18 protein-coding genes and 1 pseudogene are annotated in these 15,577 nt (G+C 61.1%); 9 read left to right on the top strand and 10 right to left on the bottom strand.

The window, feature by feature from the left end:
* Nucleotides 1-180: 180 nt before the first annotated feature.
* A complete protein-coding gene (fabG, locus tag GLP43_RS08435; protein WP_005852879.1) occupies nucleotides 181-918 on the bottom strand; it encodes a 3-oxoacyl-[acyl-carrier-protein] reductase in 738 nt (245 codons plus the stop codon).
* 24 nt (nucleotides 919-942) lie between these two features.
* A complete protein-coding gene (fabD, locus tag GLP43_RS08430; protein WP_237278959.1) occupies nucleotides 943-1,875 on the bottom strand; it encodes an ACP S-malonyltransferase in 933 nt (310 codons plus the stop codon).
* Nucleotides 1,876-2,022: 147 nt separating this feature from the next.
* Here fabD and GLP43_RS08425 point away from each other — a divergent pair, with 147 nt between their 5' ends.
* Complete coding sequence (locus tag GLP43_RS08425) at nucleotides 2,023-3,234, top strand: cytochrome b/b6 domain-containing protein (protein WP_237278958.1); 1,212 nt, start codon at nucleotides 2,023-2,025, stop codon at nucleotides 3,232-3,234.
* A 103-nt stretch (nucleotides 3,235-3,337) separates the two neighbouring features.
* On the opposite strand, the gene GLP43_RS08420 is transcribed toward GLP43_RS08425, so the two are convergent.
* A complete protein-coding gene (locus GLP43_RS08420; protein ID WP_174226624.1) occupies nucleotides 3,338-3,907 on the bottom strand; it encodes a YceI family protein in 570 nt (189 codons plus the stop codon).
* Nucleotides 3,908-4,060: 153 nt separating this feature from the next.
* Nucleotides 4,061-4,555: a hypothetical protein gene (locus tag GLP43_RS08415; RefSeq protein ID WP_237278957.1), complete on the bottom strand. Its 495-nt coding sequence runs from the start codon at nucleotides 4,553-4,555 to the stop codon at nucleotides 4,061-4,063.
* A gap of 291 nt (nucleotides 4,556-4,846) precedes the next feature.
* Between GLP43_RS08415 and rpsF the strand changes: the two genes are divergently transcribed.
* The 4 genes and pseudogenes from rpsF to GLP43_RS08395 all read left to right on the top strand — a co-directional run bounded on the left by rpsF (nucleotide 4,847) and on the right by GLP43_RS08395 (nucleotide 6,767).
* Complete coding sequence (gene rpsF, locus GLP43_RS08410) at nucleotides 4,847-5,209, top strand: 30S ribosomal protein S6 (RefSeq protein ID WP_005852867.1); 363 nt, start codon at nucleotides 4,847-4,849, stop codon at nucleotides 5,207-5,209.
* A gap of 29 nt (nucleotides 5,210-5,238) precedes the next feature.
* Complete coding sequence (gene rpsR, locus GLP43_RS08405; RefSeq protein WP_005852865.1) at nucleotides 5,239-5,466, top strand: 30S ribosomal protein S18; 228 nt, start codon at nucleotides 5,239-5,241, stop codon at nucleotides 5,464-5,466.
* A gap of 11 nt (nucleotides 5,467-5,477) precedes the next feature.
* Nucleotides 5,478-6,099 (top strand): annotated as a pseudogene (gene rplI, locus GLP43_RS08400) (50S ribosomal protein L9).
* A 218-nt stretch (nucleotides 6,100-6,317) separates the two neighbouring features.
* Nucleotides 6,318-6,767 (top strand): transglycosylase SLT domain-containing protein, encoded by a 450-nt coding sequence (locus tag GLP43_RS08395; RefSeq protein ID WP_443069478.1) that lies wholly within the window; start codon nucleotides 6,318-6,320, stop codon nucleotides 6,765-6,767.
* A 111-nt stretch (nucleotides 6,768-6,878) separates the two neighbouring features.
* Here the strand turns inward: GLP43_RS08395 and tig are convergent, their stop codons facing one another.
* Nucleotides 6,879-8,210: a trigger factor gene (tig, locus tag GLP43_RS08390; protein WP_237278955.1), complete on the bottom strand. Its 1,332-nt coding sequence runs from the start codon at nucleotides 8,208-8,210 to the stop codon at nucleotides 6,879-6,881.
* Nucleotides 8,211-8,423: 213 nt separating this feature from the next.
* Nucleotides 8,424-8,711 carry a DUF2312 domain-containing protein gene (locus GLP43_RS08385; RefSeq protein WP_009826729.1) on the bottom strand — a complete coding sequence of 96 codons (288 nt, stop codon included), beginning with the start codon at nucleotides 8,709-8,711 and terminating at the stop codon, nucleotides 8,424-8,426.
* A 107-nt stretch (nucleotides 8,712-8,818) separates the two neighbouring features.
* Here GLP43_RS08385 and GLP43_RS08380 point away from each other — a divergent pair, with 107 nt between their 5' ends.
* From GLP43_RS08380 to GLP43_RS08365, 4 genes are all read left to right on the top strand, one after another.
* Nucleotides 8,819-9,058, top strand: coding sequence for a hypothetical protein (locus tag GLP43_RS08380; protein ID WP_237278954.1), 240 nt, complete (start codon nucleotides 8,819-8,821; stop codon nucleotides 9,056-9,058).
* Between the two features lie 163 nt (nucleotides 9,059-9,221).
* Nucleotides 9,222-9,653 (top strand): YeeE/YedE family protein, encoded by a 432-nt coding sequence (locus GLP43_RS08375; protein WP_237278953.1) that lies wholly within the window; start codon nucleotides 9,222-9,224, stop codon nucleotides 9,651-9,653.
* Between the two features lies 1 nt (nucleotide 9,654).
* Nucleotides 9,655-10,086, top strand: coding sequence for a DUF6691 family protein (locus GLP43_RS08370; RefSeq protein WP_237278952.1), 432 nt, complete (start codon nucleotides 9,655-9,657; stop codon nucleotides 10,084-10,086).
* A gap of 8 nt (nucleotides 10,087-10,094) precedes the next feature.
* Complete coding sequence (locus GLP43_RS08365; protein WP_237278951.1) at nucleotides 10,095-10,517, top strand: TIGR01244 family sulfur transferase; 423 nt, start codon at nucleotides 10,095-10,097, stop codon at nucleotides 10,515-10,517.
* A gap of 255 nt (nucleotides 10,518-10,772) precedes the next feature.
* On the opposite strand, the gene GLP43_RS08360 is transcribed toward GLP43_RS08365, so the two are convergent.
* From GLP43_RS08360 to GLP43_RS08345, 4 genes are all read right to left on the bottom strand, one after another.
* Nucleotides 10,773-13,466, bottom strand: a complete 2,694-nt coding sequence (locus GLP43_RS08360; protein ID WP_237278950.1) for a sensor histidine kinase — start codon at nucleotides 13,464-13,466, stop codon at nucleotides 10,773-10,775.
* Nucleotides 13,466-13,738 (bottom strand): hypothetical protein, encoded by a 273-nt coding sequence (locus GLP43_RS08355; RefSeq protein WP_237278949.1) that lies wholly within the window; start codon nucleotides 13,736-13,738, stop codon nucleotides 13,466-13,468. The genes GLP43_RS08360 and GLP43_RS08355 overlap by 1 nt, the downstream gene beginning before the upstream one ends.
* Nucleotides 13,735-14,118: a response regulator transcription factor gene (locus tag GLP43_RS08350; RefSeq protein WP_237278948.1), complete on the bottom strand. Its 384-nt coding sequence runs from the start codon at nucleotides 14,116-14,118 to the stop codon at nucleotides 13,735-13,737. Before GLP43_RS08350 ends, GLP43_RS08355 begins: the two co-directional genes overlap by 4 nt.
* Nucleotides 14,119-14,225: 107 nt before the next feature.
* Nucleotides 14,226-15,521 (bottom strand): helix-turn-helix transcriptional regulator, encoded by a 1,296-nt coding sequence (locus GLP43_RS08345; RefSeq protein ID WP_237278947.1) that lies wholly within the window; start codon nucleotides 15,519-15,521, stop codon nucleotides 14,226-14,228.
* Nucleotides 15,522-15,577 lie beyond the last annotated feature (56 nt).

Below are 15,577 nucleotides of genomic sequence, written 5' to 3'. Positions count from 1 at the left end.
GCAATCCTGCCCTCTTCTGTTTCCGTCAGAACCTTATGTGGTCCGTATGGATCGTGCCCCGAGGGGCGGCTATGGCCCTTGTTGTCACAAGGTAAGGGGGGCAATCAAGCCTCCCTATGATGGATTCTGCGCCCCATTTAGCACAAGACGCAGATTTGGCAAACGCTTTGCAGCGCAGGGTCACAACATGGCCATGCCGCCGTTCACATGCAAGGTGGTTCCGGTAACATAGGCGGCTTCCGCACTCGCCAGATAGACAACAGCCGACGCGATTTCGGATGCTTCGCCCATACGGCCCGCCGGGATTTGCCCCATGATTCCCGCCTTTTGGTCGTCGGTCAGCTTGTCAGTCATTGCCGTAGTAATGAAACCGGGGGCGACCGCGTTCACGGTGATCCCGCGGCTGGCAACCTCATAGGCAAGCGATTTGGACATGCCCACCATCCCGGCCTTGGACGCGGCATAGTTCGCCTGACCGGGGTTACCGGTGGCCCCGACCACGCTCGAGATATTCACGATCCGGCCCCAACGCGCCTTCATCATCCCGCGCATCACGCCTTTGCACAGCTTGAACGTCGCGGTCAGGTTGACGTTCAGGACCGAATTCCATTCATCATCCGACATGCGCATGAACAGGTTGTCGCGGGTGATGCCGGCGTTATTGACCAGAATATCAACCGATCCCATCGCCTCGGCCGCCTGTTTGGGCAGCGCGTCAACGGCGTCCATATCGCTCAGGTTACAGGGCAGCACATGGGCGCGCTCGCCCAGCTCGGCGGCAAGCGCCTCAAGCGGTTCGGTGCGGGTGCCGGACAGGCCCACGGTCGCGCCACGGGCATGCAGGCTGCGCGCGATTTCCGCGCCGATACCACCCGAAGCCCCGGTGACCAGCGCGTTTTTTCCAGTAAGATCAAACATATGTAATTCCTTTCGCGGCCTGTCTTAGGCCGTTTTCACGGCAGCGGCATCGGCAGCGGTGCCGATGTTCACGCAGGTGATTTCCTTGTTGATGCGGCGGATCATCCCCGACAGCGCCTTGCCCGCGCCGATTTCCCAGACCTCGGTCACGCCCTGCGCGCCCATCCATTCAACCGACGACATCCAGCGCACCTGACCGGTGACCTGCTCGATCAGCAGCTTGCGGATCTGTTCGGGATCGGTGACCGCCTCGGCCACCACATTCGCCACCACAGGCACGGCGGGGGCGTTCATTGTCACATCCGCCAGCGCACCGGCCATCTCTTCTGCGGCGGGGGCCATCAGGGCGCAGTGGAACGGGGCAGACACGGGCAAGAGCAGCGCACGCTTGGCACCGGCCGCTTTCGCCAGATCAATCGCGCGTTCCACGGCAGCCTTGCTGCCCGAAACGACATTCTGCGCCGGATCGTTCTGGTTGGCGACCTGACAGACCTCGCCTTGTGCTGCCTCTGCGGCGACGGCCTCGGCCTGCTCAAAGCTTAGCCCCAAAAGGGCTGCCATAGCGCCCTGCCCCACGGGCACAGCCGCCTGCATCGCGCGCCCACGGATGCGCAGCAACCGCGCCGTATCGGCAAGCGAGAATGTCCCCGCCGCGCACAGGGCCGCGTATTCACCCAGCGAATGGCCCGCGACATACGCCGCCTTGTCGACGGTAACGCCTTCGGCCTTCAACGCCGCCATCGCCGCCATCGAGGTCGCCATCAGCGCAGGCTGCGCGTTCTGCGTCAGCGTCAGCGCGTCAGCCTCGCCTTCCCAGATCAGCGTCGACAGCTTTTCGCCCAAGGCTTCGTCCACCTCGTCAAACACGGCCTTTGCCGCCGGATAGGCGTCGGCCAGATCGCGGCCCATACCGATGGTTTGCGCGCCTTGGCCCGGATATACGAATGCAATGGTCATAAAGTCCCCCGAATTTGCGTTTCCAGCGCTTTAGCGCGTGGGTGGCCGTCAAACAAGCCTGCACGGCGACTGTGCGCTGATCCGCATTGGTCCCCAAGCCCCGTTGCGGTAAGCAGAAACCACCCCATTTCGCGACGGAGCACCCAGATGGCCTTAACCAATACCTCAATCCGCTACGGCGGGGTGACCAAGTTCTTTCACTGGCTCACCGCCCTGCTGATCCTCACGCTGATCGCCCTTGGCCTGTATGCCAGCGATCTGCCCCACGACACCCAAGACGCCCTGACCCGCAAAGCGTGGCTGTTCTCGTTGCACAAAACACTGGGCGTGACGGTCTTCTTTGTCGCCCTTGCCCGCATCGTCTGGGCCTTTACCCAACCCAAACCGGGGCTGCTGAACGCGGATCACCGTCTTGAAAGCTGGCTGGCGGAAACGGTGCATTGGGTGCTCTATGGCTCGCTGGTGATCGTCCCGCTGGCCGGCTGGATCAACCACGCCGCCGCCTCTGGCTTTGCGCCGATCTGGTGGCCGCTGGGGCAGTCGCTGCCGTTTATTCCCAAGAACACAACAGTAGAGCACGCTTTTGGCGCGCTTCACGTCATCGCAGGCAAACTGCTGATCGGCGCGTTGATCCTACATATCGCAGGCGCGGTGAAGCACCATGTTGTGGACCGCGATTCGACCCTGCGGCGGATGTTGCCGGGCGAAGCCGTCGTCGGCCCGCTCCCTGCGCAGCACCACTCTGCCGCACCGGTGGTCACCGCCACTGTGGTCTGGGTCGCGGCGATTGCCGTCGGGCTGGGTCTTGGCCTTGGCTTGGGCCAGCAAACCGAACAACCCGCCCCGACCGAAACCGCCGCACTAGAGGACGTCGCCTCTGACTGGCAGCTGCAGGATGGGACCATCGCGCTAGAGGTCACGCAGTTCGGGTCCGTCGTGGCTGGCAGCTTTGCCGATTGGACATCTGCGATCACTTTTGACGACACCGTACAATCCGGCAAAGCGGGCGAAGTAACGACCACGGTCGCGATCCCGTCGCTGAGCCTCGGGTCGGTGACGGATCAGGCGATGGGGGCGGATTTCTTCAACAGCGAGGCCTTCCCCACCGCGACCTTCCAGGCCGATATCAACGCCACCGCCGACGGCTATGTCGCGGCGGGCAGCCTGACAATCAAGGATCAGACGATGCCGGTCGACCTGCCTTTCACCCTGACGTTGCAGGACGACACTGCCCGGATGACAGGCACCACCACGCTGGACCGCCGCAGTTTTGGCATCGGTGAAACCGTGACGGACGAAAGCACGCTGGCGTTCAGCGTCACGGTGAATATCGACCTCACCGCCACACGCGGGCAGTAATCCTGCCAACATCGGCGAAGGCCCTAGGGCCCCGCCCCCCACAAACGCAAAAACGCCGGGGTCCTGCCCCGGCGTTCTCGTTTCTTTATAAACGGTGAAAAGCTTACTCAGCCTTCATCGCTTCGATAGAGATGTTCACTTGCACTTCGTCGCTGACGAACGGCGCGAACTGACCAAGGTTGAAATCGGTGCGTGTGACCGTGGTCGTCGCGTCAAAACCGGCCCAAGGCTTCTTGGCCATTGGATGTTCGCCCATCTGGTTCAGCTTGGCGTCCAGCACAACGGATTTGGTCACGTCGTTCATGGTCAGATCACCGGTGATCAACGCGGTCTTTTCGCCTGTGACTTCGATACCGGTGGATTCGAACGTCACCATGTCGCCGTCTTCAGCGCCAAAGAAATCAGCGGTCATGAAGTGTTCGGTGCGGGGTTCCCAGCCGGTGATCATGTCTTTGACCGGAAAAGATACGGACACAGAGGAGTTCGCGGGCTCTGCCTCGTCCAGCATGATTTCACCGTCAAAACCGCTGAACATGGACGTGGTGGTCGAGAACCCAAGGTGGTTATAGGTGAAAACGATCTGGCTGTGGCTTGCGTCCAGCACGTATTTCTCGGCGGCGAAAGCAGAGGTGGCACCCAGTGTCAGGGCGGTGGCAAGAAGGACAGACTTCATGGTCATTGGAATACTCCTGTTGGCGTTTGTCTGCACCATACATGAAGCATTTCAGCGTTTCAGCAACCCAGCAGCGTTCAACAGTTAGTGCGCATTGGCGAACAGTCGCGCGTCAGACATGCGATAAACACGCACATGACGATCAAGCAATGATCAGATCGCCTGGCCCGAGTCGCGCAGGCTAAGGGTCAGGTTATCGACCACGCGGCGCTCTGTGATATGGACATCGACGATGAAATTGCCGCGCCCGTCCCAGAAATGAAAGTTGCGGCCTACACGCTCCACCCGTCCCAGATCGCCAAAACTGCAGCGTTGCAGCACCCGTTGCGCCCCCATCGTGCGCGGGCGCGCCAAACGCAGCTCACGCCGCAGCGTGTCGATCTGGATCTCGGGCAGTGCGGGCTTTTGCCCCGACAGCATCAGGCTTGCCCCCAACATCACAGACAACGCCGACAGCCCCACCTTGAACAGCATCACATCAGAACCAAAGTTCGACCCCTGCGTCAGCCACAACCCCGACGCCGCCAGCACCAAGGCCGCCCCCAGCAACCGCTGGACGCTGCGCACCACCGCCCGAGAGCCATCTACCATCCCGGCCTGTGCCGAAAACTGAAGACTATCCGCCGAGAAATTCGTAACTGCGCCCATTGCTCTGATAAACCTTGCTTAACCGTGAGATCTCGCCTTCAGTTCTCGTATGGGTTCATGACGAAAAAGAGGCGCGACCGTGATCGAAGTGGTACTTTTCAAAGGATCACCCGCCCCAAATCGATAGACGCCCGTGCCATAGCGCCATCGCACCCTTGCCCTGCCTGCAAAACCGTGTATATCGGCCCTTCGTTTTGCATCATCTTTTGAACCGCGCAGACTCTCGTGGTGGGGCCGCAAAACGCAAATGCCCTGCCTATGAAATGCGCCTTGATATAAATAGGAGTGCACATGCCGCTTTATGAGCATGTTATGATTGCGCGTCAGGACTTGTCCAACACGCAAGCAGAAGGCCTTATCGAACACTTTGGCACAGTTTTGGCTGACAACGACGGCAAGCTCGTCGACAGCGAATACTGGGGCGTCAAAACGATGGCCTACAAGATCAACAAAAACCGCAAGGGCCACTATGCCTTCCTGCGTTCGGACGCACCAGCGACCGCCGTACAGGAAATGGAACGCCTGATGCGTTTGCATGATGACGTGATGCGCGTTCTGACCATCAAAGTTGATGAGCACAAAGAGCTGCCATCGGTTCAGATGCAGAAACGTGACGAACGCCCCGAGCGTGGCGAACGCCGCGAACGTCGTTGATCATCAGCTTGCAATAAAGGACATAAACCATGGCCGCTAAACCATTTTTCCGCCGTCGTAAGGTCTGCCCCTTCTCGGGCGACAACGCACCGGCAATCGATTACAAAGACACACGTCTTCTGCAGCGCTACATCTCTGAGCGCGGCAAAATCGTTCCTTCCCGCATCACCGCAGTCTCCGCGAAAAAGCAGCGTGAATTGGCCCGTGCCATCAAACGCGCCCGCTTCCTCGCCCTGCTGCCCTACGCCGTTAAGTAAGGAGAAAGCACATGCAAGTTATCCTTCTGGAACGTGTGGCCAAACTGGGCCAAATGGGCGAAGTCGTGGACGTAAAGCCCGGCTACGCACGCAACTTCCTGCTGCCACAAGGCAAAGCGCTGTCGGCTTCCAAAGCCAACATCGAAGCATTCGAGGGCCGCAAGGCACAGCTTGAAGCTGACAACCTTGAAACCAAAAAAGAAGCCGAAGCGCTGTCTGACAAACTTAACGGTCAGCAGTTCATCGTCATCCGCTCCGCGTCCGATTCGGGTGCGCTTTACGGTTCGGTTACGACCCGTGACGCGGCAGACGTTGCCACAGCCGAAGGCTTCACCATCGACCGCAAACAGGTCGTTCTGGGCAGCCCGATCAAAGACCTGGGCCTGCATGACGTCACCGTCATCCTGCACCCCGGAAGTCGAAGCCACAATTCAGCTGAACGTTGCACGTTCCCCTGAAGAGGCCGAGCTTCAGGCCGCAGGCAAGTCGATCCAGGAACTGGCCGCAGAAGAAGAAGCTGCAGCCGAATTCGAGATCTCTGAACTGTTCGACGATATCGGCTCCGCCGCATCCGACGACGATGATCTGGCAGAAACTGTCGAGAAAACAGACGAAGACGAAGCGCAAGCCTAAGCCTTCCGATCTGATTCCAAATGAAACGCCGCCGCTGACCTCTCAGCGGCGGCGTTTTTCATTGTGCGATCGGCAATATGCCGCCCTGTGCTAAGCGACCCTCTGCCCATCCGGCACCGCTCTTGTTGCGCCGTTTTCCCGGCGTTGTAAGCATTTGGCTCCCGTCAACGATGCGAGTCACCCGCATGATCGCCCTCACACGTCGTTCCCTTTGCCAGATGTTGCTTTGCACACCTGCCCTCTCTGCCTGCGCCAGTACCGCACCAGAGCCCGCCCCCGCGCCCCGCAAGCTGCCGCTCTATCCCAACGAGACGCCCGAGCTGCGCGGGCTGATCAACAAATGGGCCGACCACTACGAAGTCCCCCGCCCGTTGGTCCACCGTCTTGCCATCCGTGAAAGCACCCACCGTCCAGAGGCCCGCAACGGGCCCTACTTCGGCCTGCTGCAAATCCTGCCCGCCACCGCACGCGGTATGGGGTTTCGCGGCGATGCCGGCGATCTTCTCGATCCTGATGTGAATTTGAGATACGGCGTCAAATACCTGCGCGGCGCTTGGCTGCTGTCTGATGGCGATCACGCCACAGCAATCAAATGGTACGCCCGCGGCTATTACTACGAGGCCAAACGGCGCGGTATGCTGGTCGAAACCGGCCTGCGCAAAGGCTGAGCCCCCTGAGGCGCGCCGCGCTACCGTTTAAACACTATGCCGCATAAATCAAAAAAGGCCGCCCAATCGGGCGGCCTTTTCCGTAGATGTCACCGTTGAAGGCGGGAAGACTTATTCGTCTTCCAGCTCTTCTACGGCTTTTTGCAGGTCTTCTTTCGACACTTCTTTTTCGTTCAATGTCGCTTGTTCGAACACATGATCGACGACTTTGTCTTCGAACAATGGTGCGCGCATCTGCTGTTGCATCTGCTGGTTTTGCTGAACGAATTCAAAGAACTGACGCTCTTGACCAGGGTACTGACGCGCCTGGTTCATGATCGCCTGCGTCATTTCCGCATCGGTTACCTGAACTTCGGCTTTCTGACCCAGTTCGGCCAGCAGCAGGCCAAGACGTACGCGGCGCTCGGCCAGGGTCTTGTGCTCGTCCGTGGTCTCGATTTCCGGGTGGTCATGGCCCTGAACGTCAGGGTTTTCTTCGTGCCACAGCTGGTGCGCAATCTGGCCTGCTTCGGCTTCGACCAGCGACGGCGGCAGGTCAAAGCTGACCAGCTTGTCCAGCTCGTCCAGCAGGCCGCGTTTCATGACAGCGCGCGACGCACCGGCATATTCCGCTTCCAGACGCTCTGCGATCTGGGATTTCAGCGCGGCCAGATCCTCGGCACCGAATTTCTTGGCCAGCTCGTCGTCCACTTTCGCGGCAACAGGCTTTTTCACTTCTTTAATCTTGCACTCGAACACGGCTTCTTTGCCGGCAAGGTGAGGCGCTTGGTAATCTTCCGGGAAGGAAACCGTTACGTCTTTCTCGTCGCCAGCCACAACACCGACCAGCTGCTCTTCGAAGCCGGGGATGAAGGAGTTGGAGCCCAGGACCAGCGGGTAATCTTCCGCCGCGCCGCCTTCAAAGGCTTCGCCGTCCACTTTGCCGAGGAAATCAAATGTGATCTGGTCGCCGTCTTCGGCCTTGGCACCCTCTTCGCGTGCTTCAAAGTCCTGTGCGGTCTCTGCCAGGTTTGCCAGCGCCTCTTCAACGGCGGCGTCATCGGCTTTGACAACCATTTTTTCCAGCGTGATGGACGACAGGTCGACCTCGGGAATGTCGGGCAGTGCTTCGTAGGTCATGGTGACCTCGACGTCGTCGCCTTCTTTCCAGTCTTCATTCGCCATTTTGACGTCGGGCTGCATCGCAGGGCGATCGCCGGACTTTTCAAAATGCTCTTGCATGGCGCCATCAATGCTTTCCTGCATTGCTTCGCCCATAACCTTTTGGCCGAACTGCTTTTTCAGCAGCGCCATTGGGACTTTACCTTTGCGGAAACCCTTCATCTCGACTTCGGGCTGCGCTTCGGCCAGCTTTTCGTTGACCTTGGCCTCCAGTTCAGCTGCTGTCACAGTGATGGCATAGCCGCGTTTCAGACCTTCGTTCAGCGTCTCGTTGACCTGCATGTTTGCTCCATAGGGTAAGGCCGCGCATTGCGGGGCGCGGGCGGAAAAATTTCCGCTCTTCTATTGGGGCCTGCGCTTGGGCGCAAGCGGATTTGGCGGCGGGGTCCCGTGGGACGGGGCGAATTGCCCCCTGCCCCCGCGTACCGATGGCATTAAACGTCTCGCGCGGCGTCCAGTGGGCGCATACTCGGCCCCCGAGGCACCGCATCCGGCTTAGGACATGCCAAGCGCTTCTTTATACATCTCAAGCACGGCTTCTTCTTCGGCGATATCATCGGCTTCACGTTTGCGCAGAGCTATTATCTTGCGCAGCACCTTGGTGTCGTAACCGCGGGATTTCGCTTCGGCCATGACCTCTTTTTGCTGTTCGGCGAGGTCTTTCTTCTCGGCATCCAGCCGTTCGATCCGCTCTACGAACTGGCGCAGCTCATTCGCGGTCACGCGATATGTGGCATCACCGATGGCGTCTTGGGATTCGGGATTGGTGGCACTGTCGCTCATCTGGGGCGTCCTATGTCTTGAATGGGTCAGCGCATTGACTACCCGCGTGCCTGCGCTGCCGCAAGCCACTCTTGCCCATTGGGCGGAATTCGGATAGCTCGCGGCCTATGGAAAATGCATCTCTTTCAATCTTTGACGTCCTGATCTGGGCGGGCGCGGCGATCTCCTTTGTAGGGTTGGTGGGGCTTGTCTGGTGTATCGCGCGCGTGGCCCGTGCCAAACGCGCCGCCCTGCCCGAAGAAGAGATGCGGGTCGTCCTGCAAAAAGTGCTGCCCATGAACCTCGGCGCATTGCTGTTGTCGGTGATCGGGCTGATGATGGTCGTGGTCGGTATCATCCTCGGCTAAGGCAGGTGGCGGCCACTTTCTGCCCCTGTCTTTATATATAACAGGCACACAGAGACCGACACAGCGTCACCCGTCGCGCTTGCGGCTTGCCACACATTCAGCATTCATTATATGTTTTCCCGACACCCGCCGCTTACGGCGGTACTAAAGGGCGATATAGCATATGATTGAAACAGATTGGATTTGGGGCCTGATTGGCGGCCTGATGATTGGCAGCGGCGCTGCGGTCTACCTGTTGGGCAACGGCCGCATCATGGGGGCCAGCGGCATTATCGGCGGGCTGGTGGACGGATCGGCGCGCGGCGCTTGGGCCGAACGCGGCAGCTTTCTGGCGGCACTGATCCTCCTCCCTGCGGTGATAGCATCCTTCGCCCCCGTCCCTGCGACCACCAACCTGACAGAGAACCTGTGGCTGGTCGGCGCGGCCGGTCTGCTGGTCGGGCTGGGCACGCGCATCGGCAATGGCTGCACCTCGGGTCACGGGGTCTGCGGCATTTCGCGGCTGAGCCCGCGCGGTATCGTCGCCACGCTCGTTTATATCGCGGCAGGCGCGTTGATGGTTGTCGCCCTGCGCGCCCTGGTCGGAGGGGTCTGAGATGCGCAATATGCTTGCCGCGCTCGCCGGGGCCTTGTTTGGCACCGGGCTGTATCTGTCTGGCATGACCGACACCCAAAAGGTCCAGGGGTTTCTGGATTTCTTTGGAGATTGGGATCCGACGCTCGCCTTTGTCATGGGCGGGGCCATTTTGCCGATGGCAGTCGCTTGGGCGCTGACCCGTGGGCGGCGGCCCGTGGTGGGCGGTGATTTCCCCGAACGCCCCGACCCGCGGCTGGACCGCAAGCTGATCGTGGGGGCCGTGCTCTTTGGCGCGGGCTGGGGGCTGGTCGGGCTGTGCCCGGGGCCGGCGCTGGCGTCGCTTGGGTTTGGCGGCTTGGGGGGCCTGATTTTTCTGATCACCATGCTGGCGGGTATGATCATCGCCCCCAAAGCGCGGCGGATACTAGACACAACGCGGGCGGCTGGATAAGTCAAACTATGGATATTCGTCAAATCACCCCCCGCTTCTTTGCTGCCCCTCAGATCGACCCCTCCGATATGGAGGCGATCAAAGAGGCTGGCATTACCTTGATCCTGTGCAACCGTCCCGACGCGGAGGTGCCGCCCAGCCATCAACATGCCGCCATCCAGACCGCGGCAGAGGCGGCTGGCTTGCGCTTTGCGGTGCAAGAGTTGACGCACCAAACCATGACCCCTGATGTCATTGCCCGTAACCGCGAGATCGGGGTGGCGCAGGACGAGGTTGTTCTGGCCTATTGCGCCTCGGGCACACGGTCCACCATCGCTTGGGCCTTGGGTCAGGCAGGCGAACAACCGGCTGACGCGCTGATTGAGGCCGCACGGGCCGGTGGCTACGACCTAAGCCACATGCGCGGCGTGCTAAGCGCCCCCTACGCGTAACCGCAACGCGTCACGGGTCAATCCGCCAAGGTCAACGCGCCACGGTCAGACCATCTGAGGCCAACCGCGCCGTTGCAGAAGCCATACCAACGGATAGCGCCAAAACGGCGCTGTCACCCCGCGACTGATGTCACCGGCATCAATCTACGAAACTTACACTCGTTACCCCATCGTACGCCTCCTTCACTGCCATTTCACCCCTATGAAATGACGCAGAAAAGTTACGATTCCCCTTAGAGAACAGAAAAAATCGCCCTAGGCCCCGTTCTGCGCCAACGGCAGTTCAACCCGAAAACCGGTGCCCGATACCTCGGTGAGATACGAGATATCGCCTTGTAAACGTTTGATAATCTCGCGGCATATCGCCAGTCCTAGACCGGCCCCCTCGCCGCCCTGCCCGGGCAAACGACTAAACTTTTCGAAAATCAGTTCCTGCGAAGCCGCGTCGATCCCTGCCCCATTGTCGATCAGGTCCACGATGATGCGTGGCCCCCGCTGATGAGCGCGGATCGACAGCTGCGGGTCGTCGGCAACGCAATACTTCTGCGCATTTGTGATAAGGTTGATGAAAACCTGTACGAGCCGGTCCAGATCCGTCTCCAGCATCACCTCCTCGCCCGCCAGATCGCGGTCGATGGTGATCGCGCGGGTGTTGGCGGCACGCGCTGTGGTCACGGCCTGATCCAGCACATCGCGCAGCGACCCGCGCTGACGGTTCAACGACACCTCGCCGTTTTCCAGCACAGACAGGTCCAGCAGATCGTCCAGCAACCGCGTCAGCCGAATGGTTTCGGAGTGGATGATCGAGGCATAGCGCGTCTTTTCCTCGGGCCCGAGCCCTTGGGCGTCGCGCAGAATCTCGGAGAACGACCGGATAGAGGTCATGGGCGTGCGCAGTTCATGGCTGATCTGGCTCAGAAAACTGTCTTTCTGATGCGACAGTTGCGTCAGCTTGTCATTGGCGCGGCGCAGCTTCGCGGCGGTATCGGTCAGTTCGCGCGATTTGATTTCAAGCTGGCTTGAATACTCCAGCATCTGCGCCGATTCGTCCGCCACCGCCAGCAGATCCTGCACCGAGACAGAGGCACCGCCGACCAGCTGCGACACCATCGCATGGGCCGTCGCCGCCCCGACCGAGGCCGCCAATTCACGCTCCAGCGCCTGGACAAAACGCGGCGTGGGCTCTGGCAGACCTTCCGGTTTTTCCTGCAACTGGGCTTGCGCTCGGAAAAATCCCTGCGCCTCGGCGGGGCCCAAAATCCGCTGCGCCATGATCATCAGATCCTCGCTGGCCGCGACAGACGCGCTCCACCCGCGGGCAGCGGTGGAATGGTCGAAGATATTGACAAATTGCGCGCCTTGCAGCCGCTCAACAGGGGCGGGAAAACTGAACAGGGACACGGCGACAAAGACCAGCGCATTCAGCGAAAGGCTCCAGATCACTGCGTGAACAGTGGGGTCTAAGCCGTTGATTCCAAACAAGGCTTCGGGGCGCAGCCAGGTCATGCCGAACAGCCCGTCCTGAAAGGTGTCAACCGACAACGCCGCGCCTGCGCCGAAGCTGGGCAAGAGCATCGTATAGACCCAGATCGCAAAGCCGACGCTGAGCCCCCAAACGGCCCCCGTGCGCGTTGCCCCGCGCCAGAAGATACCGCCCAGCAACACCGGCAGGAACTGCGCGACCCCCCCGAAAGAGATCGTCCCGATCGCCGCCAACGCACCGCCGCCGCCCGATAGCCGGTAATAGAAATACCCCAGCGAGATGATCAGCAGGATAGACAGCCGCCGCGATAAGATCACCACATGACGCACATCGCCCGATTGCTGCACCGTGTTCTGCCCGTAGGTCAGCCAGATCGGCATGACGATGTGGTTGCTCACCATCGTCGACAGCGCGAGCGTCGCCACGATCACCATCGACGTGGCCGAGGAAAAGCCCCCCAGAAAGGCAAACATCGCAAGGCTGTTCTGCCCTTGGCTCAGCGGCAGGCTCAGCACGAACAGATCGGGGTTCGACCCTTCGGGCAGCAGGTCCAGCCCGACCACGGCAATCGGCACGACAAACAGGCTCATCAGCATAAGATACAGCGGGAAGGCCCAGCTGGCGGTTTGCAGGTGACGTTCGTCGTCATTCTCGACCACCAGTACCTGAAACATCCGGGGCAGGCAGATGAAAGCAGCAGCGGCCAGCAGCGTCAGCGCGGCCCAACGGCCGCCCTCGACCTGCCATTGACCAAGGGCCGACCGGTCAATTTGCGCCAGCGCCTGATCGACGCCGCCCGCCAGCCCCCAGACCACGAAAACGCCGACGGCCAGTAGGGCCAGCAGCTTGACCACCGCCTCGACAGCGATGGCGATGACCACCCCGTGGTGGCGTTCGTTGACGTTGAGATTGCGGGTGCCAAACAGCACGGTGAACAGCGCCAGCCCCACCGCGACCCAAAAGGCCGCCTGTGCGGAATTCAGCGGATCGCTGCCCGGTGTCACCCCCGGCTCGGCACTGGCAAAGATCGACAGGGACAGGGTAACCGATTGAAGTTGCAGCGCGATATAGGGTGTCACCCCGATCACCGCCATGATGGTGACCAAGATCGCCAGCAGGTTCGATTTGCCGTAGCGCGAAGAAATCAGATCCGCGACAGAGGTCACCCGATGCGACCGCCCGATGCGCACCAACCGCCGCAGCACCCACCACCAGCCGATCATCACCAGCGACGGGCCAAGGTAGATCGTCACAAACTCCAACCCCGACCGCGCGGCATAGCCAACGGCACCGTAAAAGGTCCAGGCGGTGCAATAGATTGACAGCGACAGCGTATAGACCAGCGGAGAGCGCAACAGCCAGTCGCCCCGCCCCCGCGCCGCCGCACGCTCTGCCGCGAAGGCCACGGCAAAGAGCCCGACCACATAAAGCAGACAGACCGCGACCAACTGGTTCAGCGACACCATCAGTCTTGAGCTTCCTGAGCAATCTGCCGCGCCGTGCGCCGCCAGAGCAAGCAGCATAAGACGATGCCCGCCAGCCAGACGCCAAAGACATAGCGCAGCGCGTGCGACATGGGCACGGCCGCGCCGACGGGGGCATCCTGCACGGGCCAGAGCAGCGGCACCATCCAGAAGGCCAGCACCAGCAAGGGCAGCAGCCGGACAGCATCCATCATGCGGCGAAACCGGTAGCTGCGCCGTTCCAGAAACAGCGGCGAGCCGGGGGGCTTGCTCATGCTTTTGCGGTGCCTGCGGCGGTCAGATCGCGCACGGCTGCCAGCATATCGGCGTTGGAAAACGGTTTGGTCATAAACCGGCTGACCCCGGCCTCTTGTGCGATTTCGCGGTCGCGGGTCTGGCCGCGGGCGGTCAGCATCAGGATCGGCAGATCGGCCAGCGCCGCATCCGCACGCAGTTCTTTCAGGATTTCGAAACCGCTTTTGCCCGGCAGCATCACATCCAGCATCACCAGATCGGGACTGGCGTTGCGGATCACCTCCACGGCTGTCGCGCCATTGGCCAGCGTTTCGACGCGCCAGCCCTCACGGCCGAGTAAAAATCGTATCGCCTCGGCGATGTTCGTCTCGTCTTCCACGAGCACAACATGCTTGCCCATTGGCAAAATCCCTCCCTGTGGCCCTGGTCGCTTGTGCCGCGATCTGGGTAGGCCGAGCGGCAAGATGCACGCAAAACCCTGCCCTGTCAAAAGCCTGTTGCCGCGCGCTATACCCCGTCATTCAGGATCGACGGTTCGCGCCGCGCCGGACAGGCCGCGCGCGGGCAGACGCGACAGGTGGCCCCCACATCAAGCGCAGGCGCGCTGTCCGGCCCTGCGGGCAGGATCAACATCACCGAATGAAGCAAGGGTACCGCGTTGTAATCACGCACATTCTGCGTCTCGCAGGTGGCAAAACAGTCAAAGGCGGAGTGGCCCCGCCCTAATTGCGCGACCCGTTGTTTCTGCACCATGCCCGGGCTGCCCAGAACGGCGAACAGCGGCCAAAGCGGGCAGCAGGCCCCAAAGCGTGGCACGACGAATCCGTCGATGGATTTGCGAAAGATCAACGTGCCCGATCGGTCGCAGATAACCAGCCCTGCCCCCAGTTCCGGCACCGTCGCCAAGCGCCGCAAGACGCGGGCCACGGGCTGGCGCAGCTCTGCACCAAGCGCCACAGGGTCCGGTCCAAGCCGGTCAAGCGCCTGTGTCAGCCGCGTGATCGGCAGGGCTTCGGCGTCGATGGCGATCTGCTGCAACACATCGCGCGCGATGTGACGCGCGGCCACGCTTTGCAGCTCGGGGGCGGTCTGGATCAGCTTTTCGATGGCATCTGCATCCCCTTCCGTGACCTCGAGCGTGGCAAAACGATAGCGATGCGCGGCCAGAAACGCCTCTACCTCCTCTTGCGGGGAATCGGCCGCGGGGGTGATTTCGGGGTCGGCCTCAAGATAGCCCACAAGCGCCTGCGCGCTATCGGCAAGGCGACGGCTGTCCTGATCAATGTTGATGTGAAACCGGTCGCGCCATTCGGGTTCAAGCGTTTTGGTATCGGCCAAAATCGACGCGGTGGACCGGATCGCGGCAGCGGTCGTCAGCAGTTCGTGCATAGAGGCCGCCAGATGCGGGTCATGGGCCAAACGGTCGGTCAGGGTTTCGACCGTACGCTCCAACGTCGCGATCCGGCGCTGCGCGGTGGCCAGCACATCGGCCCAGCCCGGGAACCGCCCGGCAAATTCATCGGCGCGGGTCGCCTCCGGCCCACTTAGCCGCGCATCATCCGCCGCCTCGCGCAGGGTGGCAATCAGCGCCGCCTCTGCCCCTTCGGTCAAGGCCGTCGGCTCCACCCCAAGGGCGGCCGCGATGTTGAGCAGTAGTTTCCCGCCGATTCTGCGACGGTTGTGTTCAATGAGATTCAGATAGCTGGCCGAGATGCCGATCCGCTTGGCAAGGTCCGCCTGTTTCTGCCCCGCCATCACCCGACGTTCACGGATACGGCTGCCGGTCAGCGCATCGCGGGTCATGCGGCACCCCCGCGCGAATTGTATCGCGTTATCAACGGCTTTCTGCGCTGCAATAT

Source organism: Sulfitobacter sp. M39, from assembly GCF_021735935.1.
In the GTDB taxonomy this organism is placed as follows: Bacteria; Pseudomonadota; Alphaproteobacteria; order Rhodobacterales; family Rhodobacteraceae; genus Sulfitobacter.
This window is presented reverse-complemented; position numbering and strand designations above follow the sequence as displayed.

Excerpts from the sequence above, each read along its gene's own strand:
- fabG (WP_005852879.1), bottom strand. The coding sequence starts at position 918 with ATGTTTGATCTTACTGGAAAAAACGCGCTGGTCACCGGGGCTTCGGGT.
- fabD (WP_237278959.1), bottom strand. The coding sequence starts at position 1,875 with ATGACCATTGCATTCGTATATCCGGGCCAAGGCGCGCAAACCATCGGT.
- GLP43_RS08425 (WP_237278958.1), top strand. The coding sequence starts at position 2,023 with ATGGCCTTAACCAATACCTCAATCCGCTACGGCGGGGTGACCAAGTTC.
- GLP43_RS08420 (WP_174226624.1), bottom strand. The coding sequence starts at position 3,907 with ATGAAGTCTGTCCTTCTTGCCACCGCCCTGACACTGGGTGCCACCTCT.
- GLP43_RS08415 (WP_237278957.1), bottom strand. The coding sequence starts at position 4,555 with ATGGGCGCAGTTACGAATTTCTCGGCGGATAGTCTTCAGTTTTCGGCA.
- rpsF (WP_005852867.1), top strand. The coding sequence starts at position 4,847 with ATGCCGCTTTATGAGCATGTTATGATTGCGCGTCAGGACTTGTCCAAC.
- rpsR (WP_005852865.1), top strand. The coding sequence starts at position 5,239 with ATGGCCGCTAAACCATTTTTCCGCCGTCGTAAGGTCTGCCCCTTCTCG.
- GLP43_RS08395 (WP_443069478.1), top strand. The coding sequence starts at position 6,318 with ATGTTGCTTTGCACACCTGCCCTCTCTGCCTGCGCCAGTACCGCACCA.
- tig (WP_237278955.1), bottom strand. The coding sequence starts at position 8,210 with ATGCAGGTCAACGAGACGCTGAACGAAGGTCTGAAACGCGGCTATGCC.
- GLP43_RS08385 (WP_009826729.1), bottom strand. The coding sequence starts at position 8,711 with ATGAGCGACAGTGCCACCAATCCCGAATCCCAAGACGCCATCGGTGAT.
- GLP43_RS08380 (WP_237278954.1), top strand. The coding sequence starts at position 8,819 with ATGGAAAATGCATCTCTTTCAATCTTTGACGTCCTGATCTGGGCGGGC.
- GLP43_RS08375 (WP_237278953.1), top strand. The coding sequence starts at position 9,222 with ATGATTGAAACAGATTGGATTTGGGGCCTGATTGGCGGCCTGATGATT.
- GLP43_RS08370 (WP_237278952.1), top strand. The coding sequence starts at position 9,655 with ATGCGCAATATGCTTGCCGCGCTCGCCGGGGCCTTGTTTGGCACCGGG.
- GLP43_RS08365 (WP_237278951.1), top strand. The coding sequence starts at position 10,095 with ATGGATATTCGTCAAATCACCCCCCGCTTCTTTGCTGCCCCTCAGATC.
- GLP43_RS08360 (WP_237278950.1), bottom strand. The coding sequence starts at position 13,466 with ATGGTGTCGCTGAACCAGTTGGTCGCGGTCTGTCTGCTTTATGTGGTC.
- GLP43_RS08355 (WP_237278949.1), bottom strand. The coding sequence starts at position 13,738 with ATGAGCAAGCCCCCCGGCTCGCCGCTGTTTCTGGAACGGCGCAGCTAC.
- GLP43_RS08350 (WP_237278948.1), bottom strand. The coding sequence starts at position 14,118 with ATGGGCAAGCATGTTGTGCTCGTGGAAGACGAGACGAACATCGCCGAG.
- GLP43_RS08345 (WP_237278947.1), bottom strand. The coding sequence starts at position 15,521 with ATGACCCGCGATGCGCTGACCGGCAGCCGTATCCGTGAACGTCGGGTG.